The organism is Paenibacillus sp. N3.4, from assembly GCF_008017805.1.
Taxonomy (GTDB): domain Bacteria; phylum Bacillota; class Bacilli; order Paenibacillales; family NBRC-103111; genus Paenibacillus_E.
This window is the reverse complement of the sequence record NZ_VRTT01000062.1, coordinates 1-25,628: the sequence shown is the minus strand read 5'-3', so window position 1 is coordinate 25,628 and position 25,628 is coordinate 1. Positions and strand designations below refer to the sequence as shown.

The following is a 25,628-nucleotide window of genomic DNA, read 5'->3' as shown; positions in this document are numbered from 1 at the left end:
ATATACTTTGCTTCGCATCTACTAGAATAAGAGCTTTGTATCCCTACAATTGACGAGGGAAACAAAGCTCTTTTTAATATTTAATGGTAACCGTTCGAGTAGCATCCTCATAATTAACCGTCGCTCCAAGCGCTTCTGATAACAAGCGAACCGGTATCATCGTGCTATTATTTATTAATTTGCTCCTGAATCCGTCGAATAGTTTTCACCATTCAACGAATAAGCATTTTGATTGTTGTAAAAAACAATTTCTTTGTCTTTCTTTTTATAAACAGCAGCTTTTTGACTGTCATCCCACGAGACTGACGCCCCTAGTGCAGCAGCTAAATCCCTGATATATAAAAATGAGGTTCCAACAACGATTAAAGGCTCCTGCTTCATTAAAAAAGGGATCGTATCGACATAGTAAATATGATCCGTTAAGCCGAACCGCACACTATGTTGTCGATTTAAATCGAGATTCCCCATCTGAAGGGCATATGCGGCGGCATCTTTATGAAGCTTCGTCACACCTATTCCTTGAATCGGTTCTGTTCGGAAAGTCCAATCTTTGGAGAATGCCCTTCTGGTGCCATCTGACATCGTCGCCGTCAGCTTGATTTGGGCACGATAGGTCATATCTTGTTCCAAAGGCTTTACTGGCATCATTATGACTTGCTTATCCAAATGATCGTCCTTACTAGGCTCATTCTTAAGGAGCGCTACCTGACGCCCACTCTCATCTTCTAACGACGCTTCATCCAAACTCACCTTTTCCACACCAGGTCCACTTACCGTAGCCATAATCGGATAGCCTACAGGATACTTATTACCAGAGTGTATCCGAATCGGGTCTGGGCTTTCGTGACCATCAAAGTCGTAGGCACATAACTATCATTACTCGTTGGTGAGACAACAAGTTCAGGCGCATAACCGTCCGAATATCCAAACTCAATAACATGATAGTCCCCTTCTTTGTAAATGCCAATTTCCACCAGACTCGGAACCATGAAAGGCGACCGATGATAGGGAGCATCGAACAAGCTGTCAATAGCTTCTACTAATGACACATGATTGTAAGCAACATCCTCACTGCTGTCTCTTGGGTATGCTGCAAATTGTTGGATGCGCTGCTGCAGCGTTTGGCCGATATAACCGGGAAGTGAAGCATCCTCATCATGTAAAGAGACTGATGTATGAATGGCATCGATTTTATTTAAGGCTAGATACTCCGCATGCTTCTTAGCCGCCGTATTCAGGGCTTCATTGAATACGACTTTGGATAATCCCAATTTGACCCGATAATCATTGATGGCCTTAAGACCTTCCTGCTGCTCCTTAGAAGTCTCGATAGCTAATGCAACTGCAGTTCCGGAAACCGTAAACTTCCACTCTATTTGCAATGGCTCATAGCCACTAAAGGATAACTCTATTCGGGCCGTATAATTTCCAGGAGCAAGGTCAGCGGTTGGTTGATACACATATTTAACTGACACAGGGTCATAAACAGCGTTCACTTCCTTGTTGTTAAGAAAAAATCGATAGCTGGCTGGCATCTTGCCCTCGCTGAGTTCAAGTGTAGCACCAATAGCGGGACGCAAAAGTCCAACTTCACCCTGAGGATATGCCAAATAACCGTAAGAAAAAGCGTATGATTTCTGTGCAGAGCCCATTACACTCGACAAAAGCATAAAAACTAACAAACCTATCTTCCAAAAAGAGCTCCATTTGGTTCTCCTCATTGATGCACCTCCAAAAAAAAGAAACTATGAATCTATCATAGCCTCTCACCTTCGCCTATAAAATAGTTCATTGGGACGAATATTTGATTCCCCAAATCGTTAAACTGACAACAAGAATAACGAACAACCAAAGCAATGTTAAATAAAAAATCCGAGTCCACTTGCCTTGCTCTGAAGGATGAATAACACCGCGCGGCGGTAAGTATGTATCGTCCTCATGATTTTCGTCTGGCTGTCGACTGGACCGCAAAGGGGTTCTTTCATCCGTGCTCATGAACTCTGTTGTTCCTCCTTATTAAAACGAAGTAAGCAGCCCATGACGAAGTCAATAATAAAATGGGCAATAATTGGCGTCCAAAGACTGCCTGTTTGCACATAGATCCAACCAAGACCATAACTGATACCAAAAACCATGCCTGTCATCAGCCAGTGCTGCAAATAGCGAATATGAATGGCCGCAAACAATATGCTTGTCCAGTAGGGCCCCCAAGCATATTGAATCGCTCCTCGAAAAAGAACTTCCTCGCAAACAGCCACAATGAAGGAGATTAACGCGATATGCCACAGTGCTCGATTACCGAATAGCATTTCATTAATGCCACCGTCGTCCGAGACTTCTTTTGGTACCCATCGAGAGATGAAAACATCGAACCCAAGAACAATTACTGCAAATGAACAACCCCAAATGACGATTGACCACCCACCCTGAATCGTAAACATGGAAAGAATCTTGTGATTGCTCTGAAAAAACAAGATCACAATTCCGATAATAAGCGTAAGTAGCTGGGTTATGTATAAATTGAGCAATAAAGTCCGATCATTCAACTCACTCAGATCGACTTTGCCGAAGCGAATATTTTTAAAATCAAATTTTTTCACGATGCTTCCTCTTTTCCTCACCATATTCCCTTTTATAGCTATTTCACCTATACTAAGTTAAAAGAAAAAGAGAGAATAAGGAGCTTGATTATGAATAAGCGTCTGACCCGCACGGATTATTTATTCGCCCTCATGTTTATTTTTATGCTTGTTTGTATACTTGGCGCCTTTTTCTACGGGCTGCGAATCGGTCAAGACAAAGCCGATCAAAAATACGATAAAATCTTGCATGCAGACAAGGCTGTTACACAGGAAATTGGCGCCTACGATCAGCAAGTCCTTGTTTCCTATTACCATACCATCTTTTTACCCTTTAGGGAATTTCAGAATAAATGGTTTGATTTAATGAGTCAAATCGAACTTGGGAATTCGAGCGTTGATGCTTCGGCGGTGTTGAAAGAGCTCTACAAGCTCGCTGATGAGAAATACAATGTTCTTCAAAGCAAGAATATGCCAGCTTCTTCTCCACTGCTTGTACAGTCCCATCAAGGTTACTTGAAGAGCTTGAAGCTATTCGCAGATACATTGAAAAGTTATCAAAGCAAAGCCAATGGATTAAGCGGGGCTCAGCTGATTGACGCTATACAGAAAGACGCTTTTTTCCAAGAAGCCAAAACACAAGCACTTACTGCACAGAAAAATTATTTTGACTCTATTGTTGCATGGAACCAAACGATGGACCATGACATGGAGGCGTTTGATCCGAACAACAATGCGAATCTGGACCAATGGCGGGCTATGAATATCAATGTCAAAAACCAATACATAACAGCCAAGTTGTTGAAAAACAAAGCATTTCAACCTTTTTATCCGCAAGACATGACGATCCGCATCGATGAATTTATTGCCTCCGGACAAACGAAGAAAATGAATGTCAATGACGTCAATCAAACGATGGATTTATTGCTGAATACGAATGCCGTCCGATCCGGTGATTTCGTAAAAGGAAAGGCTCGTTGGTATCCTAAGGAGCTATTGCCACAGCTTCCTTTCTTCTCAGATGTGAACTAAATGAAAAGCCGGGCGCTGCTGCGCTCGGCTTTTCATCAGTCATACTGGAAGCCACGCAGCATAGCAATTGCCGCCATTCCTCCCTCAACATTTACAACATGGTCGAAACCATGGTCCAACAAATACTCTGCAACATGATAACTGCGTACACCATGTGCGCAAACAAGATAAATAGGCTGACTATCGGGCAACTCCCCTAGTCGGTGTGGAATTTGCTGCATCGGAATCAGTTTAGCTTCTTCCATATGGTAATATTCCCATTCATGAAGCTCCCTAACATCGATGATGACACTCTCTTCTAATAAACGATTTTCCAACGCTTCAAGAAACACTTGAGGTTGAATGTTAGTTAATCCCATGGTGTACTCCCTTTCTAAACCCATAGATGTAAGTTGAATTGATTATTCAAAACAATAGCGAAAATCCGCATAAAATTCAAGCTTAAAGCATTGCTTTATCATCTTGATTACTATAAAATAAAATCGAAAAGCTTGTAAGATCGGCTTAAAATTGAAATATGGCTTTCATGTGAAATTGAATCTACATGTATTGACACCGTTTCAAACCCATGGTAATCTAATGAAAATTCTATATTACAGTAAAGCGTTGACGGAGCCAAGCAACTATAATAGCTTTCAGAGAGCCGATGACAGGTGCGAATCGGTAGCGAAATATTGCGGAGCACTCCAGAGTTATTGCATTGAATTCAAGTAGATGCAGTCGGTTTAGGAACACGTTACAGTTCCAGGTCGCAAGACCAATTGAGGCTTTCCGTGCGAACGGACAGCGAACTAGGGTGGTACCACGAAAGCAATCTCTCGTCCCTTTGGTCACAGACACCAGTGTCTGTGCCTGAGGGCTGGGAGTTTTTTTATGTTCATATTCTAAGGAGGAACCGAATTATGTACAAAGTTCTAGTATCCGATCCAATTAGCGACATGGGAATTCAAATGCTTTATGATGCAGCCGATGTAGAAGTTGTTAAGCAATCTGGCCTTTCCGAAGATGAACTTATAGCTATCATTGGCGAGTACGATGCCCTTCTCGTTCGCAGTCAAACGAAAGTCACTGAGAAAATCATGCAAGCAGGAACGAAGCTCAAAGTAATCGGACGCGCTGGTGTTGGCGTTGATAATATTGATTTGGAAGCTGCAACAAAACGAGGCATTATCGTAATCAATGCCCCTGACGGCAACACGATTGCAACATGCGAGCTTACTTTTGCTATGATTATGGCTACAGCACGTATGATTCCACAAGCTTACAAGAAAACGGTTGGCGGCGAATGGGATCGCAAATTTATCGGAGTCGAGCTGCGCAACAAAACACTCGGTATTCTGGGAATGGGACGCATCGGCAGTGAAGTAGCCAAGCGTGCTAAAGTTTTCGGCATGGAAGTTATCGGGTATGACCCTTTCTTAACCGAAGAGCGTGCGGAGAAAATTGGTGTTAAGCTGGGAACTGTCAATGAGATTGCGGCTCAAGCCGATTTTATTACCGTTCATACACCACTTACGCCAGAGACTCGTCACCTCATTAGCAAACCGCAGTTCGATATCATGAAAAAAGGTGCTCGCATTGTCAACTGTGCGCGCGGCGGTATTATTGATGAGCTTGCTCTCGTTGAAGCTATTGATCAAGGTATTGTAGCCGGAGCCGCATTCGACGTATTCGAAGTCGAGCCTCCGCAAAAAGATCACCCATTCTTAACCAACCCTAAAGTCATTGTAACCCCTCACCTTGGCGCTTCCACCATTGAAGCTCAAGAAAACGTAGCGATTGACGTTTCCGAGGAAGTCCTGCACATTCTGCGCAATGAACCGTTCAAAAATGCTGTAAATATGCCGCCTGTACCAGCGGACGTGCTTAATAAATTGCAACCATACTTCAATCTTGGTTATAAAATCGGTTCGATTCTCGGCCAAATTGCACAAGGTGCTGTCAGTGAAATTGTTATTAACTATTCCGGCGATTTGATAGATGTCGATACCAATCAATTAACACGTTATATCGTAAAAGGTCTATTCCAAAATCAATTAGAATCAATCAATATCATTAATGCGATGCATGTTGCTAAATCACGCGATGTAAATATCGTGATTCAGAAATCGAACACATCCAACAGCTTCACGAATTTAGTTACCGTAACTGTAAAGACAAAGCAAGAAGAAAAAACACTTGCCGGTACGTTACTTGCCGGTTTCGGTGAACGTATCGTGCGTATTGATCAATACCCGGTTGACTTCGCTGCTGAAGGCAATCTGTTATTAATCTCCCACAACGATAAACCAGGTATTATTGGTCGCGTTGGTACTTTGTTAGGCGGCAACGATGTGAACATCGCTACTATGCAAGTTGGCCGTAAAGTGATCGGCGGATCGGCGATCATGGTGTTGACGGTTGACAAATCGGCTCCTGCAGAGGTCATTGCAGAATTGACAAAACAACCAGAAATCGTGAATGTTCGTGCTCTTAAAGTGTAATTCGAGCGTACGATGCAACAAAGTGTTTCACGAACAACAAGATTTTTTCTGAATATTCTACAAAATAAAGGCGTTTGCTGAAGGATTCCTCAGCAAACGCCTTTTCTTTTTGTCGAAATGATTACTCGGGTGGCGAGCATGGCAGCATCAGTGTGAACGTTGTTCCCTGACCTAACGTGCTCTGTGCCGCAATGCTGCCATGGTGCGCTTCTACGATATTTTTGACAATGGCCAGGCCAAGCCCTGTTCCACCGGAAGAACCGCGTGTACGAGCCTTGTCCGCCTTATAGAACCGTTCAAATATGAACGGGAGGTCGCCTGGAGGTATCCCTTGTCCTTCATCGGATACCTCAATGCGGATTGCCGGATGATCCTTGAAGACGGCAGGCTCTGCCTTTATGGCAATACGCGCTCCTTCTCCCGTATGTCGGAAAGCATTATCGAGCAGGTTCGTCATTACTTGCTCCAGACGGTCCTCATCCGCGTGTTCGAGAATGAGCGGCTGCTCGGGAATCACGGCGCTCAGCGTGATGCCTCGTTCTTTGGCTAGCACCGTAAATTTGCGGTGCATCCGCTTGATCAGGGAGTCAACTTCAACCTCCCTGAAGTAGAGCTCGAGATGACCGGCTTCCATCCGTGCCAAATCGAGCAGATCACGGACGAGACGTCCCATACGGAGGGATTCGTCGTGAATGACCTGCACCAGCTCGACCCGTTCTTCCGGCGTGGACGGAATGTCATCGAGCAGGGCTTCACTATAACCTTGAAGCATGGATAGCGGTGTACGAAGCTCATGTGAAACGTTGGCCACGAAATCCTTGCGCAGCTTGTCAAGAAGTACCTCCTCCGTCACATCACGGAGAACGGCTACCGCTCCACGGACTTGATCGCGGGAATAAAGCGGCGTCATTGCGACCGACCACACGCCATTTTGCACATGCAGCTTCGTCGCCGCTTCCGATGATTCATCCACGACCGCTTCAAAAAGAGGAATTAACGGAACCGGAATCGGGCTCGAGTTCAAGTTGCTGTAACTCGTTAATCCCCAATCACCGAGTGCTGTATCCGGTTTTCGAAACGTTGGGTCTCTTCATCATCCTCCGACCACTCGATCGTACTCCACTCTTTAACAATCTTCTCCCCTTGCGGATTCGTGAGCATCACCGAACCATTCGCGTCCAAGGTGATCACGGCATCGGTCATACTTCGCAATATGCTTGATAAGTGTTCTTTTTCTTGGCTGAGAGCATGAATGCTCTCCTGCATTTTCTCTCCCATATGATTGAAGGTTTTGGCCAGCTCCCCTATTTCATCCTTCGATTGAATAGGAACGCGTGTGCCGTATTCACCCATTGTTATGAGATCTGCCGCCTTCTTTAATTGCTGGAGCGGCCGCGTTATCCGAGAGAATAGGAAGAAAGCGAAGAAAGTCGTCATAAGAAAGCCAACAAACGAAACAGAGACGAACAATTTTAACATATAGGACTGTGTGGTTTCCAAGGATTGCAGCGACTGGTAGATCAGCGTAGCGCCAACAATTACACCTTGCACACTCTTTAGAGGGACAGCGACAACGAGGTACTCAGCACCCGCATAAAAACGTCCTGGGTTGGATTTCGTAATCTGGTTCGTCACCGTTTGACCTGCAAATACAAGCTTAAGTTCATCTACCGTGAAGAAATCAGTCGCTCTGAAGTTAATTAAATTGCTATCTTCCGTTACAGGCAAGGCAACTTCCTTCATATCGGTCGAGATGACCAGCATTCGGGCATCCTGAATATTAAGAAGTTCATTGCTTAACTGATAAAATTGTTCGTCATACATATGGCGCGTGGCTTCATCCGAAAATCGATTAGCCAGCTTTTCCACTTTTACCCTTTGATCCTTTGCCTCGGAAAAATAATTTTCCATGTAATTGACGAGAAAAAAGCCTAGTATAAGCAGTACTACCGCAACTAGGCCAATAATGGTTAACCAGAGTTTCCCTACGATACTTCTGAAAATAATCACGTTATTTGGGTACCTCTAGCTTATAGCCTACTCCCCAGACAGTCGTAATCATTGCCGCAGCATCCGGGGATACTTTGTTTAATTTTTCACGCAATCTCTTTACATGGGTATCTACCGTACGTAAATCACCAAAAAATTCGTAATTCCAAACATCCTTCAACAGTTCTTCCCGTGAAAACACTTTATCCGGTGAAACAGCCAAATAATGCAGCAGTTCGTATTCTTTAGGCGTTAAAGCCACTTCTTGACCCCCGGCCGTTACCCGATGCGCATCATGCTCAATAATCAAATTAGGGAACACAATGTTATTGCTTGAACTTGCATCCTTGGACAAGTAAGCCGTTGCCGAAGAGCGGCGAAGAATGGCTTTCACTCTGTAAATCACTTCTCGCGGAGAGAAGGGCTTGACAACATAGTCGTCTGCTCCTACTTCGAACCCGCTAACACGGTTCGTCTCTTCCCCTTTGGCTGTCAGCATGATCACCGGTGTTGACTTCACTTGGCGCAGACGCGCGCATACTTCGATCCCGTCAATGCCAGGCAGCATCACGTCCAAGAGCACAAGATCGAAGTCCGTTTCCGTAGCCATGCGAAGCGCAGTCTCGCCATCTTCTGCTTCTTCGATGATATAGCCCTCTTTCTCCAAATACATTCTAAGCAACCTACGAATACGTTCTTCGTCATCAACAACGAGTATGCTAGCTTTCATTTCCATTGAGCTTCACATCCTTCTATTTTAGTAAGTTCGAATCATTTATACACCTGCATAAGAATGGAGACCAGCAATAACAAGGTTTACTCCAACTAGCGTAAACATCACAACGATAAATCCAACTACAGTTAACCATGCTGATTTCTTACCTTGCCAGCCTTTGGAAAGACGTAAGTGTAAAAATACAGCGTAAAATAACCAGGTTATCAATGCCCACACTTCTTTGGGATCCCAGCCCCAGAAACGACCCCAGGCCTCCTGGGCCCAAATCATCGCGAAAATTAATGCGCCCAGCGTAAAAATAGGATAACCAATAGCAATCGCTCGGTAACTGATTTCATCCAGATCCTCGGGATCCATTCCTTTAACGATCGGGCCAATGGCTTCACCTATCGGTTTGCGCGCTACGAGACGCGCTAGTCTATAAAGAATCAAACCGCCGAGGATAGACCAAATGACCGTATTCAGTTTACGTCCAGCACTTGCCCCTTCCATCCAGGATGGAGCCGTGAATAAGGGTTCCGTCATGCCCAAGAACGATTTCATTTCCACAAGCTGCGTATCATACGGCTTAACAATTGGAGGCAGCACATAGGTTTCATTTTGAATGTTGGTTTGCTGCTGTCCTTGCAAATCGATTGTCACCACTTGCTTGGAGAATACCGCTTTATACCCAGAACCGTTAAAAGTAAAAATACTAGCAATGAATGCAACAAGCATAAAAATAAAGAATAGGGTAAGTTCAATGCCTCTTTGCTCACGTTTGTCTATTTTGGAAGTTCCTTTATAATTCACGGAACGAAGCAAGTACATGAGTCCACCCGCAAAACCTACTCCGAAGAATGCTTCCCCAGTTGCGGCGGTCGTTACATGAATTTTGAGCCAGTAGCTTTGCAAAGCTGGAATTAAAGGCTGTACTTCGCTTGGAAATACAGAGGCATAAGCGATAATAATAAAACCAATCGGCAGAGCGAATACGCCAAGTACAGGCGTACGGTAAATCAGATAGACAATTAAGAAGGCAAACATAATCATCATGCCTAAAAAGGTCATAAACTCATACATATTCGATGTTGGAATGTGACTTCCTTCTGCCCATCGCGTAAAGAAGAAGGTCACATGGCAGGCAAAGCCGACGACGGAAGTCATGAAAGCGAAAAAGCCCCACCGCTTCGTATGCTGTTCAGGATCGCGATTACTCCATTTCCTTCCTGTTATTGAAAGGACAAAAAGTAAAAACGCTAGCAAATATACAAAAAATGCAATAAGTAAAAAGGTGCTGCTGACCGAGTTTACATTCACTGCGGATTGTCTCCTTTATCTAATGACTTTGGTGAAACTTCTATGTTGTTCTTCGCAAGGGCTGCAGCCACTTCATTCCGCAAGCCAAACCAGTTCTTATTCGTATGACCGCCAAGTGTGAGCTTGCCGTTATCAATTCGCAACCAGATACGCCGATGCTGCCAATAAAAGCCCATGATCACACCAATCATAAAGATCGCAGAACCTATCCAAATATATGGCATCGCTTTATCTACACGAATGTTCAAATAGGTCGTATAGTTTGCGAATTGCACACCTTCCATAGAACCTACTGCAAGCTTGATTTTCTGACTGATTGCTCCATTAATCACATCTTGTGAAAATGATTCCTTATCGATTTGTCTCGGGAAGTACAAATAGGGTTCTCCGCTTGTCGCCAGACCAGGCCCTGTGATATTAAAAATAAAAGCTGGCGCTTTTGGCTCATTCGACTTGCTTATCGGCTGCCCTTTTTCTAGTCCAAATTCCGGAAAATAACCTTTGAGCGTTAACTTGTAAGGTCCAACCTGGTACTCATCCTTCGGATTATTCATCGGCAAATCAAAACTTCCGAATGATTCTCCGGTGACAGGATTACTTAATGTCGGTTTCACCGAAATGAGTAGTGGCGTCGACTTATAATCGAATTGATAAGCCTGCAGCCCTTTGTAATCAAGCGGATGATTGACAGTAATATCTGCCTTATGGACCTCTTCTAGCACAGGCGCGTTGGTTGCATCATCGCAATTCGCTGAACAGTGGTACAGAACAGCTTGCGTTTGATACGTCTTGGGAACAACTTGTCCTTTTTCCTTAATGCTGGCCGGAAGATCCTTCTCATCATAAAGATCTAGGGTAAATTTCTCATTCTTTATAAAATAGGAAGTATGAGGAATTTGCTTCGTTTCCCCTTCCAGGATGCCCATATATTGATCCATATGCCAACCCGGAATACTTCTCATGAGTACACCGATGAGAAAAATAATAAGTCCTATGTGATTAATATACGGACCCCAACGGCTAAATCGATATTTTTCAGCGAGTAGCGCTGAGCCCTCTGTATGTACACGGTAATGTTTTTTTCGAAATAATGTGCCTAGTTTGTTAACCCACGCCACCTCATCGGTATTTTCAGGCAGGTCGATTGAAAGCGTTACTTTTTGTCGGGTCAGAAAATTCGCATGCTTGCGGATCTGCTGCTTGGACAGCGCTCTATATAACGGCAAAACACGATCCAAGCTGCAGATGACCAGCGATGTGCCAATCATGAATAGCAAAGTAATGAACCACCATGAATTAAACGTATGGGAGAATCCTAAGAAATGATAAATGGTTCCTAAGGTACCATAGTTTTGAGCGTAATACTGGGCAGGGTCCATATCCAAAAATGTGTTTTCTTGCGGGAAAATGGTTCCGACAGCTGAAGCAACCAGCGTCCAAAAAATAATCCATACCGCTATTTTAACCGAGGAGAAGAAATTCCAGACTTTATCCAGTAAAGAAGGATTAGATTTCTGCGAACGACGAGCTATTCCGTCATAACGCATTTCCAATATATCTCTGCCATCGATGTCGATCAGTGGGTTTCCACAAGATTCACAAAGCGTTGTTCCTGTTGGATTCTGATGCCCGCAATCGCATTTGGTGTTGTAAAACATGATGACCTCCTAAGTGTTCTTCGTCACTTGCCAGCCAGTTTCGTAAGTGTTTCATCGATAAAAGACTCAGTCATTTGGCCGATTTTTTTTACTGCCACTTTACCGTCCGCGCCAATAAAGAAGGTCGTTGGATAATCCATAACACCGTATTGCTTTCGCACCACTTCTTTTGCATCCAGCAAAACGGGCATATTCAGCTTATATTGATCCATGAAACCCTGGACCGTTACTTTGTTTTTATCAACGTTCACTTCAAGAAAGACGACCCCTTGCTGACTCCATTTATCATATTGCTTTTGAAGGGCAGGCATTTCCTCTTTGCAGGGAGGACAAAAAGTTCCCCAAAAGTTGATTAGTACGGGTTTCCCTTTATATTCGGATAATTTATGTGTTTGGCCATCTAATCCGATTAATGAGAAATCCGTCGCTTTATCCCCAACCTGAGGATATTTCTTGGTATCAGAGGCAGACAAATTCGTAATAATGGTAAACACGCCAATAATAAGCACGATGGCAAAAATCGCAATCTGTACCCATTTCTTGTTCTTACCCACGCATAATCACCTTCGCTTTTTTGGTCAATAGTCGTTGTTTTACATACGGTTCTATGATCATTATAACGAAAAGAAGGCCAATTCCTATTGGCCTTTTTGAACGTTATGTGTCTGGAGAGCCTCATTCCTGAGTTCCTCAACTTCTTTCGGCGTTAGATGCCGATATTTAGCTCTTGGCAAACCGGTTAAGAAAATAGGTCCGAACTTAATCCGTTTTAATTTAATGACAGGGAAAGCAATCGCCTCGAACATCCGTCTTACTTGCCGATTTCGACCTTCATAGATGGTTATTTGAATAATGGACTCTTTCTTCTCTAAATTCACGTCCGCATACTCGACTTCAGCAGGAGCCGTCATTCCATCTTCTAATTGAATCCCCGATCTAAGCTTGTCCAATAAGGTGCCATGAGGAACCCCTTTAACGGTTGCCTGATACGTTTTGGGAACGTGATGCTTCGGATGCGTTAATAAATGTGCAAATTCACCATCATTTGTCAGAAGGAGCAAGCCTTCCGTATCATAATCCAGCCGACCGACCGGATAAACGCGTTCTCTAATCCCAGGTAAGAAATCTGTGACTACTTTACGACCTTCTGGATCTGTCGCACTCGTAATAACACCTTTGGGTTTGTTCAGAATCACATAGATTTTCTTTTGTTGACCGATCGTACGTCCATCAACTTTGATTTCATCTTCTTCGGTATTCACTTTCACACCAAGCGTAGTGACGACTTCCCCGTTCACTTGTACACGTCCGGCTGTAATAATTTCTTCACATTTCCGACGGGATGCAATGCCCGCTTCGGCTAATACTTTTTGCAGTCTTTCCATTTTCCGCTTTCACCTCATGATAATGATAACGGAGTTGTATCCAAAGCACAAGAGTGCGCCCTTAAGCGAACACGAGGAAACAGATGATGATCGATGCAATGAAACCAACCAAATCGGAAATAAGTCCCACTTTTAGGGCATAACCGGCTTTTCGGATACCGATAGAACCAAAATATACCGTAATGACATACAAGGTTGTGTCCGTACTTCCTTGTACGGTGGAAGCGATGCGGCCAATCATGGAGTCGGGTCCGAATTGTTCAATAAGATCGGTGGTGAAAGCAAGTGAACCCGCTCCTGTAATGGGTCTGAGGATGGCTAGCGGCAAAATCTCTGTCGGTACGCCAAGGCTATGGAAGAAAGGCCGCAACCAGCCAGTCATCATCTCCATGGCTCCAGATGCTCGAAAAACAGAAATGGCGACCATCATCCCAACTAAATGCGGAATAATTTTGATTGCCGTATCAAAACCTTCTTTGGCACCATCCACAAACGATTCATAAACCGGAACCTTTCGATAAGCAGCGTATAAAGGAATGAAGACGATCATGATGGGAATAGCCCATGAAGAAATCAGGGAAACGAAGGCATACATGTGAGATCATCCTTTCAACGGCGGGATGGGCGAACGCGATCGTCGGTACCATCGATCTACTAAGATAGCGGCAGCCGTCGACACCGCAGTGGCAATTAATGTTGTGCCTACGATTTCCGCTGGATTGACGGAATTGTAGTTCATCCTAATCGCGATTAGGGTTGTAGGAATTAGCGTAATGCTTGACGTATTCAGTGCCAATAACGTGCACATCGCTGTACTTGCCGTATCTTTATTGGGATTCAACTTCTGCAGTTCTTGCATCGCTTTAATGCCCATAGGCGTCGCGGCATTTCCGAGACCTAGAATGTTAGCACTCATATTCGAAATAATGTAGCCAATCGCGGGGTGGTTTTTGGGAATACTCGGAAACAAGAAACGAACTGCAGGTTGAATAATGACTGCCAGTTTACTCAGAATGCCTGCATCCTCTGCGATACGCATCATACCCAGCCAAAAAACAAGGACACTAATTAGACCAAAACATACGGTCACACCGCTTTTCGCACCATCAAAAGCAGCTTGCGTAACCATTTCCACATTCCCGTTACATATTGCCACAATAAACCCAGCAACAATAAAAAAGAGCCAAATCCAATTCACCATATGCCAAGCCTCCTAATCCGCCCACTCTGACTCTGATAGCGTAAACAGCTTTTGGATTAGCATTCTACAAATTAATCCATAGCGAGAAAGCAACGTTTCTTGATAAACCTTTCCTTGTTGAAAGGAAAATGTCGTTTGACTCACGGGCTGCTGCATAAGTTTACTCGTCTTGTCATAAATCGGAATCGTTTGAATCCGTTTCTCTTTCAGCATAACTTGGAGGGTCCCCCGCTCTCCCAACCGATAGGCCGTGGAAGCCGGATCGGTAAGTTCCACCTTCTTGCTTAAAAGTGCGGCTTCACCTTCCGCCAGAGGATACGAAAAGGCTCTACCTGCTACCCAAGGGGAACTTTCCACTTCATCACCTTTTTTCACCACAGTTTGCAGAGGATAGTACTTGAAGCCGTATTGCAGCAATCGGGCATGATCAGCCCAATCGTTGCCATCATTTAATGTCACAACGGCTAGCTGATGGCCATCCTTCGTTGCGGAAGAAACGAGACAGCGTTTAGCAAGCTTCGTATAGCCGGTCTTGACCCCATCGGCTCCTTCGAAGAGAGAAAGCATTTTATTTTTATTAAGCCACGAATAGTCCCATGTCTCGTTCGGATTGGGGACTTTTTTCAGTTTCGTGGAAACAATATCTTGAAAGACGGCATTTTTAAGTGCATAAGCTGTCAACTTCGCCATGTCATTCGGGCTCGAACGATGACCATCACCTTCATCCAACCCTGATGGATTTGTGAAGTGTGAATGCTCCATCCCTAGCATCTTCGCTTTCTCATTCATCAGGTAGACGAAGCCTTCCACACTCCCACCGATATGCTCGGCGATGGCCGTTGCCGCATCATTTCCGGACCTCATCATCAGACCATACAACATATCATGCAAACGCATTTCTTCGCCTAGTTTTAAATAAAGCGATGACCCTTCTTTGCCAAACGCATTTTTGCTTACCTTGACCTTATCTGTCAGCTTCCCATTCTCAATGGCAATAATGGCTGTCATAATCTTCGTCAAGCTAGCTATTCGCATCGGCACGTCGCCTTTTTCATTGTAAAGGATACGTCCCGATTCCACATCAATGAGGGAAGCACCTACCGCATTCGTTTGGATGGCCGGCGGTGCTGCCTGCACGTGGGCAAATGGGATGAAAATAACACTTACCAACGCACACCACCATATGGTTATCCGGATTCTCTTCTTCATCTTAGTCCCCCTGTCCAACAGAACTTGTACTATTTTAACGCACAAACAAGCGAAACTTTGTACAAGTATATGCTTGTATACATGGGATATGTCCAAGTCTTCTTTATTTACATACGGGATATTCTAAGCTATACTAAGATAGATTTTTCATATGGAGATCACCGGAGGAGCCTGCCAACGCAGGCTTCTTTTTGCATTTTTCCGGGTATTCAGGGGAAAATAATCCCTACACAAGGAGGAAAAACATGCTTACAACCGTTGCATTAATCATTTTTTTAGTCACCTATGCCCTTATCATTTGGGAAAAAGGGAACCGCGCAGTCATCGCTATACTGGGTGCTGCCCTTATGGTCTTTAGCGGAATTCTGGATATTCACAGGGTTTTCCAACATTATATCGAGTGGGAGACCCTTACGCTGCTAATCGGGATGATGCTATTGGTGGGGATTACGAACCAAACAGGCGTGTTTCAATATGTGGCTATTCGCGCGGCGAAGCTTGTGAAAGGAGATCCTCTTCGGATCTTACTCACCATCTCGATCTTAACTGCCGTTGGTTCCGCCTTATTGGATAATGTGACAACCGTTCTCTTGGTCGTACCTGTCACCTTTGCCATTACAAAAATTTTAAAAGTAAATCCAGTGCCCTTCTTGATGTCTGTCATCGTTGCTTCCAACATAGGTGGAACAGCCACGCTTATTGGTGATCCGCCTAACATCATGATTGGATCTGCCAACCCCCATCTGACCTTTAATGCCTTTCTGCTGAATCTGGCTCCCATTGCCATTATTATCATGGGCGTCACCCTTTTCATCTTATATGCCATGTACAAGAAACAACTCAAACCGAATGCAGAACTGCAAGCCAAACTTATGGCCATGAAAGAAAGTGACTTTATTAAGGATCCTCTGTTAATGAGGAAATCGCTAATTATTTTATCACTGACCATTATTGGTTTCATGCTTCATGCGGTTATTCATGTGGAAGCTTCTGTCATAGCGATAACCGGAGCTATCTTGCTTATGCTGTTTGGACTCAAAGAACACGATGTCGAAAAAGCATTTGGCGCCGTCGAATGGGTAACTATATTCTTCTTTGCCGGATTGTTTAGTTTGGTAGGAGGATTGCAGGAAGTTGGTTTAATTAAAGCTTTGGCCCTGAAAGCGCTCGAAATAACTGGAGGAAACATACCAACCGCATCTGTGCTGATATTATGGGGATCGGGCATAGCTTCTGCGACGATCGACAATATTCCGTTCGTGGCAACCATGATTCCCCTGATCAAAGAAATGGCGGATGGGCTTGGGCTTGCCGTTGATTCTGCTCCGATCAATACACTTTGGTGGTCTCTGGCGTTAGGCGCATGTCTGGGAGGAAACGGTACGGTTATCGGAGCTTCCGCCAATGTCATTGTAGCGGGGCTTGCTGCCAAAGAAGGGCGTGGATTCAGTTATTGGGAGTTTCTAAAAGTGGGTGCTCCCATTGCTTTAGTATCATTAGTGATTGCACAAATTTATATCTATGTCCGTTACTTAATGTGAAAAGCAAACAAACAAAAAAATCTAGCCTGAAGCCTAAAGCTAGGTTCTCTACCATTTTGTGCTAGGAAATACTGTAGGTTAGATGTCCCAACTCCTTACTTGCGTTGTTGACGCTAACAAATCGTAGAGTTGTTAGCGTCGAGAAATGAGCCTGTCCATTCTTCTAACGAACTGAAACGGTGTTATGGGGTCGATTTTTATTGAATGGATGAGCTTTTACTTGCAATAATGCGTCTGGAGTTCGTTAGAACGATAACTTTTTGTCATTTGATCAAATAAGGCTTACTGAGTTCGTTAGGCGTCCCCGTCAAAAAAAGTAGAGGCTTACAACATGTTATATCCGATCCCCAATGCCAAACGACCTTTCGGAATTGGATAACACGCTACTTTCTTCTACTAAAGAAAAAAGCTGTCCACAAAGGACAGCTTCACAATAGGCCTACTAGCAGCTAAACGATGAAATTTTGATTTTCGATATTCGTCACATTGCCAGCGCCGGAGCCAGCATTACTGGCTTGCGGCTTCGCTGATAGTCCCTTGATCATACTTTGGATACGGTCCACGACTTGTGGCGCAGAATCGATTAGACGTTCCAGAATATGCGTTTGGTTATCCAGCGGAACGACCTTAACGCCATTTTTCCCGACAACCAAGAAAGCAATTGGGGTAATGGATACCCCGCCGCCGCTGCCTCCACCAAAAGGAAGAGAAACTTTGGCACTGAGCGCTTCACTTTTACTACCTGATCCACCTTCGATTTCAATTTCCGAGTCTGAAACAAACTCGCTGCCGCCAGCGGCAAAACCGAAACCAACTTTAGAAATAGGCATAATGACACTGCCGTCCGGCGTTTCTACCGGGTCACCGACAATGGTATTCACGTCGACCATTTCTTTAATATTTTCCATGGCGACTTTCATGAGACCTTGAATCGGATGTTCAGACATGTTCTATTCCTCCTAAGAGTTTTTCGCCAGAAAAGCTGGCATCGGAAGCACAAGCGCCAAAGAGCATTAATGGTTCTCTTGTAGAATGCCCTACCTCGAATACCGTTATGTACACATTAAGAAGCCGTTTTGGACCTAGACAGCAACTTCATGGCAATTTGAATCCACGTACGAATACCGCCTTTTATCTTTGCAGCCCGCATTAACAACCGAAACCCGGCGAAAATAACAAACCAAACCTTAATTCTGCCTGCCATTCGAAACTCAGTGGAAAATTGTTTCTCATTATACTGTGGAATGACATCCACTTGTGGCTTTGCCTGAAGCTTAACGAACGGGATCGCAAAACCAAGCAGAGATGATTTAATTCCCCAAATCGCTCCGGTCGTAATCGCAGTTTCAGGCGCATCACCCAAACCTACCCGTGTGATCCATTTTAATTCCGTACATTGAACTTTAGCTAAAGTCTGTTTCATCCAAGCATATAAATCAACGGTATGAGCCATCATGATTTTCAGCTGTTTAAAATAGGCAATGACTTTCTCTTTCGTAATATGATCCTTTCTCACGTCCCTGAGCTTGATATTATCTTTGTTCACGGTTTCGGATTTAATCATTATTCCCGCAGCAAATCCTTTGAATTGTATGATGGGTATCACGTATCGGTAGCGGATAAGTCCAAACAATGCACGTAGTTCAATAGCAAACATGTCATTATCCTTCACCCTCGAAAAATAAAATTCGCCACGGATATAGCTGCCCATAATAATGAACAACCCACATATAAAAACGAGTAATATGATTCCTATCCACACAATGCGTTAATCCCCCCTTAACAAAAAAACACCATCTGCAAGAATGAGTCTTCTCGCCAATGGAGTTAGTATGACCTTGAAAAGGAAATGAAATGCATAGCAAAAACGTCGAACAATTACTCAGAATCGGTTCCTTTATTTAGATCTTCCAGCGTAATCTGTTTCTGATCACCGCCAAGACGGTCGAACAGCATTCGTGTCTCTTGCTCCAAATCAAAGCTCCCTTGGAAGCTTGTGGAGTCCGGAAGTTCTTGAATCGAACTAAGGCCAAAATATTCGAGAAATTGTTTGGATGTTCCGTACAAAATAGGTCTCCCTACGGCATCAGCACGGCCTACTTCCGTAATTAGATCTTTTCCTGTGAGTGTTGCCAAGGCACGATCGCATTTTACACCGCGAATTTCTTCAATTTCGACTCTAGTAATCGGCTGCTTATAGGCTACTATGGATAACGTCTCAAGTGCGGCTTGAGAGAGAGATGAGCGAGATGGGGAATACGCTAATTTCTCAAAGTAAGGCGCATGCTCAGCCAATGTCGTTAGCTGGTAGGCCCCAGCTACTTCTTGGATTTGGATCCCACGTCCCTTGCGCTTGAATTCTGTCTTCATATCTTTAAGCAGATCTTTGACTAAATGCAAATCCAGCTCCAAAACCTCTGCTAGTTGCTTGGCATCTAAGCCTTCGTCGCCGGAAGCAAAAAGCAATCCTTCAATAATTGATTTCATCTGTGGAAAACTGAGTGTCAATGTCGGATACCTCCTCTTTCGCTTGAATCACGATATCTTCAAATAACTGATATTGGTAACAAACCACTTTCTTCATTTTCATTAATTCAAGAATAGCCAAGAAGGTGACAACAATCTCTTCACGTGTCATTTCATAATCAAACAATTTCGAGAAAAGCAGCTTGCCGCCTTTAAATTTGAGTAAATCCAATACCTCGCGAATGCGGTCTTTAACCGAAATTTCATCTCTACGGATTCGGGCAATCACATTCCGATTAGCCAATTTACGCAATGTCCGTTGAAAAGCAAACAACAAGTCAGCGATATCAAGTCCTTCTACTGGATTCTCTTGCACAACAGGCAGGAAAGGGGTCAGGTCCTCTGGTTCTCTCGTGTATACCAGACTGCGCTCTACTTCTTTATCTCTCAGCATATCCGCTATCGACTTGTACTTGCGGTATTCAATCAACTTTGCAACCAGCTCCGCACGAGGGTCTAAATCATCGTCCATATCTTCAAAATATTCGTCAAATTCAATTACAGGAGGCTTAGGTAATAGCATTTTGCTCTTGATCGAGAGCAGTGTAGCAGCCATGACTAGAAATTCGCTGGTAATATCCAGTTCTAATTCCTGCATAGCTTGTACATAGCCTAAGTATTGATCCGTAATGTCCTTAATCGGAATATTATAAATGTCGAGTTCATTTTTGTCGATTAAATGCAATAATAGATCAAGGGGGCCTTCAAATACTTCTAGCTTATATGTGACTTTCATGCGTGTTCCCCCTTGTCATAGTGAAAATAAATTCATGATCAACTGCGCGGCGAACGGATATATATGCGCAAGCGCCCATTGTCCTACCGGTGTAATAAGCAAAACAATAACAAGAATAAGTGCATAGCGTTCATTCTTACCCAACCACCGTTGGCTATGAGAAGGAACAAGTCCTTTCAATATATACCAACCGTCTAGAGGATACAAAGGAATCATATGAATAAAACAAATCATTAAATTAACGATCACGCAGTACTGCAAATAGACTCGCCATTCTTCAACGGTAATCGACTCCGTCCCTCCTCCAAACCAAGCCGGAAGAAAGAAATAAAGCCACCAGAAGAACAATACGAGTAATAAATTTGTAAAAGGACCCGCTGCATAGACCAATGTATGCGAGAGCTTGGGTCTCTTTCGAAATTGCGTTATCTCTATCGGCATCTTCTTGGACCAGCCATAAGGCCCGAATACGATCATAGCCAACCCCAAGGCGTCTAAATGGGCCAAGGGGTTAAGCGATAACCGTTTGCTCTGCTTCGCTGTTCGATCTCCCAGCAGCCAAGCTACTCCCGCATGCGCTGCGTCATGCAGCGTCATAGCGATTAAGAAAGCGAACAGTCTGGGAAGCAAAGTTTCCAGATGATAATACGAAAGCATTAAGAAGTGAATTGTTTCGTCAAATTCGCCATTTCGATCGCGGTAACTGCTGCTTCCCAGCCTTTATTTCCGGCTTTGGTTCCTGCACGTTCAACAGCCTGCTCAATGGAATCCGTTGTCAGCACGCCGAAGATCGTAGGTACGCCCGTTTTAAGATTAATAGCGGACACCCCTTTGGCTACTTCACTGCACACATAGTCAAAGTGAGGCGTTGATCCACGTATTACTGCACCTAACGTGATTACAGCATCGTACTTGCCGCTCTCCGCCATTTTTTGAGCGATTAACGGAAGCTCGAATGCGCCAGGTACCCAGGCAATATCGATTTCGTTTTCTTCGACGCCGTGACGTTTCAAAGCATCCTGTGCCCCACCCAACAATTTGGATGTAATAAATTCATTGAAACGACCAACAACGATACCATATTTAAGGTTTTGTGATATTAAATGTCCTTCAAAAATAGTTGCCATGATGGATTCTCCCTTTCTGTATACCGCTTGTTTATTTATTGGATAGCTTGAATCTTATATGCCGCTGCCGGAATCATGGAAAATCAACATATGACCCAGCTTTTGTTTTTTCGTTTGCAGATAAGAAAGATTATCTTCCTTACTTTCCATTTGAATCGGAACTCGTTCCACAACCTCAAGGCCGTAGCCTTCCAAACCTTTAATTTTGCGTGGATTGTTCGTTAAAAGACGAAGCTGGCTAATGCCCAAATCTTTCAAAATTTGTGCGCCAATCCCGTAATCCCGAAGATCCGGAGCAAATCCAAGCTTAATATTCGCTTCCACCGTGTCGAATCCCTGCTCTTGCAGCGCATAGGCCTTCAATTTATTTATAAGACCAATGCCGCGACCTTCCTGTCGCATATATAATAATACACCATTGCCCTCTTCATCAATCTGTTTTAATGCGGCATCCAGTTGCGGACCGCAATCACAGCGGTGAGAATGAAACACATCGCCCGTCAAACATTCGGAATGAACGCGTACCAATGTGGGTTTCGATGGGTCGAGCGTCCCTTTTACGAGCGCGACATGTTCTTTGTTATCTAATTGATTCGTGTAGGCAATTGCTTTGAATGTACCGAAGTCCGTAGGTAGATTGATTTCTACTTCTCGCACAACTAATTTCTCTTGTTGATTACGATAATGAATCAATTCTTTGATCGTGATGATGGAAAGCTGATGCTCCTTAGCAATTTCCATCAAATCAGGTACACGAGCCATTGTACCGTCTTCCTTAATCACTTCGCAAATGGATGCTGCAGGATAGGAACCGCACATCGTGGCTAAATCAACTGCCGCTTCCGTATGTCCCGCTCTGCGGAGCACGCCACCTTTTTTTGCGATCAACGGGAAAATATGACCCGGTCTGCGGAAATCCTGCGGTTTTGTTTTCGGATCAATCAAACCCAAAACCGTTCTGGAACGTTCGTGCGCGGAAATTCCCGTGCTTGTGTCGCTATGATCAACGGAAACAGTAAAGGCGGTACCATGGTAATCTGTGTTACGCGCGACCATCGGAGGCAGATCAAGTTCTTGTGCGCGTTCTTCCGTAATCGGAACACAAACCAGTCCACGCCCAACTTTAATCATGAAATTGATCACTTCAGGCGTCGTTTTATCTGCTAGCGCAATAAAGTCCCCTTCATTCTCGCGATCTTCATCGTCGACAACAATAATAACTTTGCCTAGTTTCAAATCCTCAAGCGCTTCTTCAATGGTGTTGAACTTTATTTCTCCCATATTCACCCCTCCTACCAACTTCTAAGTTGATGATGTTTGGTTACATAAACCCGTTATCCGCTAGAAAGCTCTCTGTAAGTTTGCTCTGTTTCTTCGCGCTTCCGCCTGCAGGTTCCGATGATCCGAACGTTAGCAAGCGTTCCATATATTTGCCGAGTACATCACACTCAATGTTGACCGTATCCCCGGCTTTCTTATCGTAGAGAACCGTTTGAGCAAGGGTGTGAGGAATAATCGAAACGGCTGCTTCATGATGATTTACATCCACAACCGTAAGACTAATACCGTCAATGGTAATGGATCCACCTGCAATGATATATTTGAAAATTTGTTTATTCTCCGGCTCGAACCGGTAAACAACCGCATTTTCTTCAGGTACGCGGGAGAGGATAGTCGCCGTTGCATCCACGTGCCCTTGCACGATATGACCGCCGAAACGACCGTTGGCCGCCATGGCCCGTTCCAAATTGACACGTGTACCGCTTTGCAGCTTGCGAAGATTCGTCTTTCGGTACGTTTCCGGCATGACATCAACGGAAAATGAATCCGTATCAAATGCGATAACGGTTAAACAAACGCCATTCACGGAAATACTATCGCCAAGATGAACGTCTTCTAGTACTTTTTTGGCGCCAATGGTTAAAACCATGGCTTGTCCTTGACTATGAATGCGGCGCATGTGGCCGATTTCTTCAATTATGCCGGTAAACATGACAGCCCTCCATTCGTTAGTTCTGATACATCGGATACCCGGTTAAGCAAATATCCGGACCGAATCGCTCGACATTGAGTCGGTCGAGCATAATGGCGTCATTCATCTTCGCGAAGCCTTCGAAGTTGAAATTGACAGGTGCTGCACTGCCGCCGCCGATAATTTTCGGCGCGATCATCAGCACCAATTTGTCCAGCAGGCGCTGCTCCAGCATAGCGCCGCTGAGTCTTCCTCCACCCTCGAGGAGGATGGAGCCGATCTCGCGCTCGCCAAGCTGCTGCATGGCGAGTGTCAGATCTACCTGCGGGCCGTCGCCGCAGGTGAGGATCGTGATGCCGCGCGCTTCCAGCGCGGCACGCCGCTCTGCGGGCGCTGTGCGCTCGCGAGCAGGATCGTCGGCTGACGATCCTGCTCCTGCAGCACGCGGGCGCCTAGCGGGACTCGCAAGCGCGAGTCTGCGACGATACGTACCGGCTGCACAGCCGGTACGTCGCCGCGCGCGCTCAGCAGCGGGTCGTCGGCGATGACGGTGTCCACGCCGACCATAATGCCCTGATGCCGATGCCGCAGGGTATGAACGAAGGCTCGCGACGCTGGCGATGTAATCCATCGGCTGTCGCCCGTCCTAGAGGCGATGCGCCCATCGAGCGTGTTCGCAGTCTTCAATGTCACGAATGGCATCCGTGTGACAATGAATTTATTAAAGGCCTCGTTCATTAGCGTGGCCTCTTCCGCCAGCAACCCGACCGTTACGTCGATGCCGTGAGCGCGAAGCTTGCTGACACCGGTGCCAGCAACAAGCGGATTCGGATCGGTTCCGGCAATAACGGCACGGACAACGCCTGCTTCAATCAGACGGTCGCTGCACGGCGGTGTCTTGCCGAAGTGACTGCAAGGCTCCAAAGTGACGTAAGCTGTGCTTCCCTTCGCATCATCGCCAGCCATCTGCAGAGCAAGAACCTCCGCGTGTCCATGTCCGCGCTGGAGATGGGCGCCCATGCCTACGATACGCCCTTCTTTCACGAGAACACATCCTACGACAGGATTAATTCCCGTCTGACCCCGAGCACTTTCAGCCATTTGCAGAGCCAGCCTCATGTAGGCTTCGTCATTAAGCAACTGCATACAGGTTCACCGCCTATCCCACTTTATCGAGAATTTGAATGCAAAAAGGCCCCTCCTTGTATCGGATAGGGGCCAGAGATTGTTTAGATAACACGAAAAAGCTTCCTCCATGCATGCTAGCCACATTTTTGATCAAATCAAACAAGACCGACATAGCTGCAAAAATACACAGACCTGCCGAATTTATGTTTATGTGAAAAAATGAACAAGCATGCATAGCGAATCAATCATTCGCGTTTTCCTTCTCCCATCCAGACTATACTGTCGGTTCCGGAATTGCACCGGATCAGCCGTAGCGAAGCTGTGTGTCAGGTACCGCTAGCTTCAAAACGGGTCGCGGACTTATCAATGTCTGAGATACGAACAGTCCATTGAATTACCGCCGGTGTGGAATTTCACCACGCCCCGAAGGTTTTGCATACACAGAAAGTAATCAACTACTTTTAGATGAGTAAGAAATTACTTTCGTAATGAAAAATTTATCACTCCAACATCGAAAAAGCAAGGGCTTTTTTACCTATTCCCATAATTTCTTACTTTTTCTATGAAATCACTCGGAATTGGAGTTTATTATTTAAGTATATCATTCATTCAGCATGCAAAAGATAAACCTAGCCTAAAGCTGCCTAAAGCGAGGTTCTCTACCATTTTGTTCTAAAGGATAAGTAAGCAAGTTAGGAGATCTTATTCCCGCCTCGCCTTCCCCCTTGAGACAAGACCATTGATCATGCTACTTTTCTGCATAACCTTCCCTCCCCACGCATCAACAAACAATAAGCAACTGCTTACTTAAGTATCCACAACAAGAGCCATTCGAACAGTGAAGCAACTCCATCCTTGTGTAGTCTATGCTAACGAACCGTAGGTGGCTGTCGATTCAACGTGGATAAAATGAGTGCCCACTCACCTCTTTCATCATTTTCGTGGTTTTTGAGTCTCGAATGACCTAATTTTCTGGGGAGTTCGGGCTCCTTCTCTAGGTAACATAGGTGGTGGGAGTACGGCGAAT

27 protein-coding genes, 1 pseudogene, 1 riboswitch and 1 other annotated feature are annotated in these 25,628 nt (G+C 44.7%); of the genes and pseudogenes, 3 read left to right on the top strand and 25 right to left on the bottom strand.

The features are described from left to right. Nucleotides 1–73 precede the first annotated feature (73 nt). The 5 genes from FU659_RS39000 to FU659_RS25390 all read right to left on the bottom strand — a co-directional run bounded on the left by FU659_RS39000 (nt 74) and on the right by FU659_RS25390 (nt 2,600). Nucleotides 74–160: a stalk domain-containing protein gene (locus FU659_RS39000; RefSeq protein ID WP_147950144.1), complete on the bottom strand. Its 87-nt coding sequence runs from the start codon at nt 158–160 to the stop codon at nt 74–76. 14 nt (nt 161–174) lie between these two features. Further along, a complete protein-coding gene (locus tag FU659_RS25405; protein ID WP_147950121.1) occupies nt 175–783 on the bottom strand; it encodes a stalk domain-containing protein in 609 nt (202 codons plus the stop codon). An 11-nt stretch (nt 784–794) separates the two neighbouring features. After that, the gene (locus FU659_RS25400) at nt 795–1,721 is read right to left on the bottom strand and encodes a CAP domain-containing protein (RefSeq protein ID WP_147950120.1); all 927 of its coding nucleotides are present in this window, start codon (nt 1,719–1,721) and stop codon (nt 795–797) included. A 67-nt stretch (nt 1,722–1,788) separates the two neighbouring features. Continuing rightward, on the bottom strand, nt 1,789–1,995 hold the full coding sequence (locus FU659_RS25395) for a hypothetical protein (RefSeq protein ID WP_147950119.1): 207 nt from the start codon (nt 1,993–1,995) through the stop codon (nt 1,789–1,791). Beyond that, nucleotides 1,992–2,600 (bottom strand): type II CAAX endopeptidase family protein, encoded by a 609-nt coding sequence (locus FU659_RS25390; protein ID WP_147950118.1) that lies wholly within the window; start codon nt 2,598–2,600, stop codon nt 1,992–1,994. The genes FU659_RS25395 and FU659_RS25390 overlap by 4 nt, the downstream gene beginning before the upstream one ends. Nucleotides 2,601–2,690: 90 nt before the next feature. Here FU659_RS25390 and FU659_RS25385 point away from each other — a divergent pair, with 90 nt between their 5' ends. Further along, on the top strand, nt 2,691–3,611 hold the full coding sequence (locus FU659_RS25385) for a hypothetical protein (RefSeq protein WP_147950117.1): 921 nt from the start codon (nt 2,691–2,693) through the stop codon (nt 3,609–3,611). A 35-nt stretch (nt 3,612–3,646) separates the two neighbouring features. Here FU659_RS25385 and FU659_RS25380 read toward each other — a convergent pair whose 3' ends face one another. After that, the gene (locus FU659_RS25380; RefSeq protein WP_147950116.1) at nt 3,647–3,970 is read right to left on the bottom strand and encodes a rhodanese-like domain-containing protein; all 324 of its coding nucleotides are present in this window, start codon (nt 3,968–3,970) and stop codon (nt 3,647–3,649) included. A gap of 238 nt (nt 3,971–4,208) precedes the next feature. Continuing rightward, nucleotides 4,209–4,440 (top strand) — a binding site (T-box leader). Between the two features lie 73 nt (nt 4,441–4,513). On the opposite strand from FU659_RS25380, the gene serA reads away from it, so the two are divergent. Further along, nucleotides 4,514–6,094, top strand: coding sequence for a phosphoglycerate dehydrogenase (gene serA, locus FU659_RS25375; protein WP_147950115.1), 1,581 nt, complete (start codon nt 4,514–4,516; stop codon nt 6,092–6,094). Nucleotides 6,095–6,215: 121 nt separating this feature from the next. Here the strand turns inward: serA and FU659_RS38410 are convergent, their stop codons facing one another. The 10 genes from FU659_RS38410 to FU659_RS25325 form a co-directional block, all read right to left on the bottom strand. Then, on the bottom strand, nt 6,216–7,118 hold the full coding sequence (locus tag FU659_RS38410; protein ID WP_315971355.1) for a sensor histidine kinase: 903 nt from the start codon (nt 7,116–7,118) through the stop codon (nt 6,216–6,218). 14 nt (nt 7,119–7,132) lie between these two features. After that, nucleotides 7,133–8,104: a HAMP domain-containing protein gene (locus tag FU659_RS38405; RefSeq protein WP_147950114.1), complete on the bottom strand. Its 972-nt coding sequence runs from the start codon at nt 8,102–8,104 to the stop codon at nt 7,133–7,135. 1 nt (nt 8,105) lies between these two features. After that, a complete protein-coding gene (locus tag FU659_RS25360) occupies nt 8,106–8,819 on the bottom strand; it encodes a response regulator transcription factor (protein ID WP_147950113.1) in 714 nt (237 codons plus the stop codon). Between the two features lie 39 nt (nt 8,820–8,858). After that, entirely contained in the window at nt 8,859–10,118 is a 1,260-nt protein-coding gene (gene ccsA, locus FU659_RS25355) for a cytochrome c biogenesis protein CcsA (RefSeq protein ID WP_147950112.1), read from the bottom strand. After that, on the bottom strand, nt 10,115–11,776 hold the full coding sequence (gene resB, locus FU659_RS25350; RefSeq protein ID WP_147950111.1) for a cytochrome c biogenesis protein ResB: 1,662 nt from the start codon (nt 11,774–11,776) through the stop codon (nt 10,115–10,117). Before resB ends, ccsA begins: the two co-directional genes overlap by 4 nt. Before the next feature lie 23 nt (nt 11,777–11,799). Next, complete coding sequence (gene resA, locus FU659_RS25345; protein ID WP_147950110.1) at nt 11,800–12,330, bottom strand: thiol-disulfide oxidoreductase ResA; 531 nt, start codon at nt 12,328–12,330, stop codon at nt 11,800–11,802. 84 nt (nt 12,331–12,414) lie between these two features. Next, nucleotides 12,415–13,161, bottom strand: coding sequence for a pseudouridine synthase (locus tag FU659_RS25340; protein WP_147950109.1), 747 nt, complete (start codon nt 13,159–13,161; stop codon nt 12,415–12,417). A gap of 61 nt (nt 13,162–13,222) precedes the next feature. Next, the gene (locus FU659_RS25335; protein WP_147950108.1) at nt 13,223–13,756 is read right to left on the bottom strand and encodes a spore maturation protein; all 534 of its coding nucleotides are present in this window, start codon (nt 13,754–13,756) and stop codon (nt 13,223–13,225) included. Between the two features lie 6 nt (nt 13,757–13,762). Next, nucleotides 13,763–14,362, bottom strand: a complete 600-nt coding sequence (locus tag FU659_RS25330; protein ID WP_147950107.1) for a nucleoside recognition domain-containing protein — start codon at nt 14,360–14,362, stop codon at nt 13,763–13,765. 12 nt (nt 14,363–14,374) lie between these two features. Next, nucleotides 14,375–15,571, bottom strand: a complete 1,197-nt coding sequence (locus FU659_RS25325; protein WP_147950106.1) for a D-alanyl-D-alanine carboxypeptidase family protein — start codon at nt 15,569–15,571, stop codon at nt 14,375–14,377. A gap of 245 nt (nt 15,572–15,816) precedes the next feature. Between FU659_RS25325 and FU659_RS25320 the strand changes: the two genes are divergently transcribed. Then, nucleotides 15,817–17,112, top strand: a complete 1,296-nt coding sequence (locus FU659_RS25320; RefSeq protein ID WP_147950105.1) for an ArsB/NhaD family transporter — start codon at nt 15,817–15,819, stop codon at nt 17,110–17,112. Nucleotides 17,113–17,561: 449 nt separating this feature from the next. On the opposite strand, the gene ytfJ is transcribed toward FU659_RS25320, so the two are convergent. The 9 genes and pseudogenes from ytfJ to ribD form a co-directional block, all read right to left on the bottom strand. Then, complete coding sequence (gene ytfJ, locus FU659_RS25315) at nt 17,562–18,059, bottom strand: GerW family sporulation protein (RefSeq protein ID WP_147950104.1); 498 nt, start codon at nt 18,057–18,059, stop codon at nt 17,562–17,564. Nucleotides 18,060–18,175: 116 nt separating this feature from the next. Further along, nucleotides 18,176–18,874 (bottom strand): DUF2953 domain-containing protein, encoded by a 699-nt coding sequence (locus tag FU659_RS25310; protein ID WP_147950103.1) that lies wholly within the window; start codon nt 18,872–18,874, stop codon nt 18,176–18,178. A 116-nt stretch (nt 18,875–18,990) separates the two neighbouring features. Continuing rightward, nucleotides 18,991–19,599 carry an SMC-Scp complex subunit ScpB gene (gene scpB / locus FU659_RS25305; RefSeq protein WP_147950142.1) on the bottom strand — a complete coding sequence of 203 codons (609 nt, stop codon included), beginning with the start codon at nt 19,597–19,599 and terminating at the stop codon, nt 18,991–18,993. Then, nucleotides 19,583–20,374, bottom strand: a complete 792-nt coding sequence (locus FU659_RS25300; RefSeq protein WP_147950102.1) for a segregation and condensation protein A — start codon at nt 20,372–20,374, stop codon at nt 19,583–19,585. Before FU659_RS25300 ends, scpB begins: the two co-directional genes overlap by 17 nt. A gap of 15 nt (nt 20,375–20,389) precedes the next feature. After that, nucleotides 20,390–21,031: a site-2 protease family protein gene (locus FU659_RS25295; RefSeq protein ID WP_187274388.1), complete on the bottom strand. Its 642-nt coding sequence runs from the start codon at nt 21,029–21,031 to the stop codon at nt 20,390–20,392. Further along, nucleotides 21,031–21,501 carry a 6,7-dimethyl-8-ribityllumazine synthase gene (gene ribH, locus FU659_RS25290; protein WP_147950100.1) on the bottom strand — a complete coding sequence of 157 codons (471 nt, stop codon included), beginning with the start codon at nt 21,499–21,501 and terminating at the stop codon, nt 21,031–21,033. The genes FU659_RS25295 and ribH overlap by 1 nt, the downstream gene beginning before the upstream one ends. Nucleotides 21,502–21,555: 54 nt before the next feature. Beyond that, entirely contained in the window at nt 21,556–22,782 is a 1,227-nt protein-coding gene (locus FU659_RS25285) for a bifunctional 3,4-dihydroxy-2-butanone-4-phosphate synthase/GTP cyclohydrolase II (RefSeq protein WP_147950099.1), read from the bottom strand. A 40-nt stretch (nt 22,783–22,822) separates the two neighbouring features. Next, nucleotides 22,823–23,494, bottom strand: a complete 672-nt coding sequence (gene ribE / locus FU659_RS25280; RefSeq protein WP_147950098.1) for a riboflavin synthase — start codon at nt 23,492–23,494, stop codon at nt 22,823–22,825. A gap of 16 nt (nt 23,495–23,510) precedes the next feature. Next, nucleotides 23,511–24,619, bottom strand: a pseudogene (gene ribD / locus FU659_RS25275) (bifunctional diaminohydroxyphosphoribosylaminopyrimidine deaminase/5-amino-6-(5-phosphoribosylamino)uracil reductase RibD). Nucleotides 24,620–24,854: 235 nt separating this feature from the next. Continuing rightward, nucleotides 24,855–25,036: riboswitch (FMN riboswitch) on the bottom strand. Between the last annotated feature and the right edge of the window lie 592 nt (nt 25,037–25,628).

Coding starts and splice junctions, on each gene's coding strand:
- FU659_RS39000 (WP_147950144.1), bottom strand. CDS start 160: ATGATACCGGTTCGCTTGTTATCAGAAGCGCTTGGAGCGACGGTTAAT.
- FU659_RS25405 (WP_147950121.1), bottom strand. CDS start 783: ATGGCTACGGTAAGTGGACCTGGTGTGGAAAAGGTGAGTTTGGATGAA.
- FU659_RS25400 (WP_147950120.1), bottom strand. CDS start 1,721: ATGAGGAGAACCAAATGGAGCTCTTTTTGGAAGATAGGTTTGTTAGTT.
- FU659_RS25395 (WP_147950119.1), bottom strand. CDS start 1,995: ATGAGCACGGATGAAAGAACCCCTTTGCGGTCCAGTCGACAGCCAGAC.
- FU659_RS25385 (WP_147950117.1), top strand. CDS start 2,691: ATGAATAAGCGTCTGACCCGCACGGATTATTTATTCGCCCTCATGTTT.
- FU659_RS25380 (WP_147950116.1), bottom strand. CDS start 3,970: ATGGGATTAACTAACATTCAACCTCAAGTGTTTCTTGAAGCGTTGGAA.
- serA (WP_147950115.1), top strand. CDS start 4,514: ATGTACAAAGTTCTAGTATCCGATCCAATTAGCGACATGGGAATTCAA.
- FU659_RS25360 (WP_147950113.1), bottom strand. CDS start 8,819: ATGGAAATGAAAGCTAGCATACTCGTTGTTGATGACGAAGAACGTATT.
- resB (WP_147950111.1), bottom strand. CDS start 11,776: ATGTTTTACAACACCAAATGCGATTGCGGGCATCAGAATCCAACAGGA.
- FU659_RS25340 (WP_147950109.1), bottom strand. CDS start 13,161: ATGGAAAGACTGCAAAAAGTATTAGCCGAAGCGGGCATTGCATCCCGT.
- FU659_RS25335 (WP_147950108.1), bottom strand. CDS start 13,756: ATGTATGCCTTCGTTTCCCTGATTTCTTCATGGGCTATTCCCATCATG.
- FU659_RS25330 (WP_147950107.1), bottom strand. CDS start 14,362: ATGGTGAATTGGATTTGGCTCTTTTTTATTGTTGCTGGGTTTATTGTG.
- FU659_RS25325 (WP_147950106.1), bottom strand. CDS start 15,571: ATGAAGAAGAGAATCCGGATAACCATATGGTGGTGTGCGTTGGTAAGT.
- FU659_RS25320 (WP_147950105.1), top strand. CDS start 15,817: ATGCTTACAACCGTTGCATTAATCATTTTTTTAGTCACCTATGCCCTT.
- ytfJ (WP_147950104.1), bottom strand. CDS start 18,059: ATGTCTGAACATCCGATTCAAGGTCTCATGAAAGTCGCCATGGAAAAT.
- scpB (WP_147950142.1), bottom strand. CDS start 19,599: ATGAAATCAATTATTGAAGGATTGCTTTTTGCTTCCGGCGACGAAGGC.
- FU659_RS25300 (WP_147950102.1), bottom strand. CDS start 20,374: ATGAAAGTCACATATAAGCTAGAAGTATTTGAAGGCCCCCTTGATCTA.
- FU659_RS25295 (WP_187274388.1), bottom strand. CDS start 21,031: ATGCTTTCGTATTATCATCTGGAAACTTTGCTTCCCAGACTGTTCGCT.
- ribH (WP_147950100.1), bottom strand. CDS start 21,501: ATGGCAACTATTTTTGAAGGACATTTAATATCACAAAACCTTAAATAT.
- FU659_RS25285 (WP_147950099.1), bottom strand. CDS start 22,782: ATGGGAGAAATAAAGTTCAACACCATTGAAGAAGCGCTTGAGGATTTG.
- ribE (WP_147950098.1), bottom strand. CDS start 23,494: ATGTTTACCGGCATAATTGAAGAAATCGGCCACATGCGCCGCATTCAT.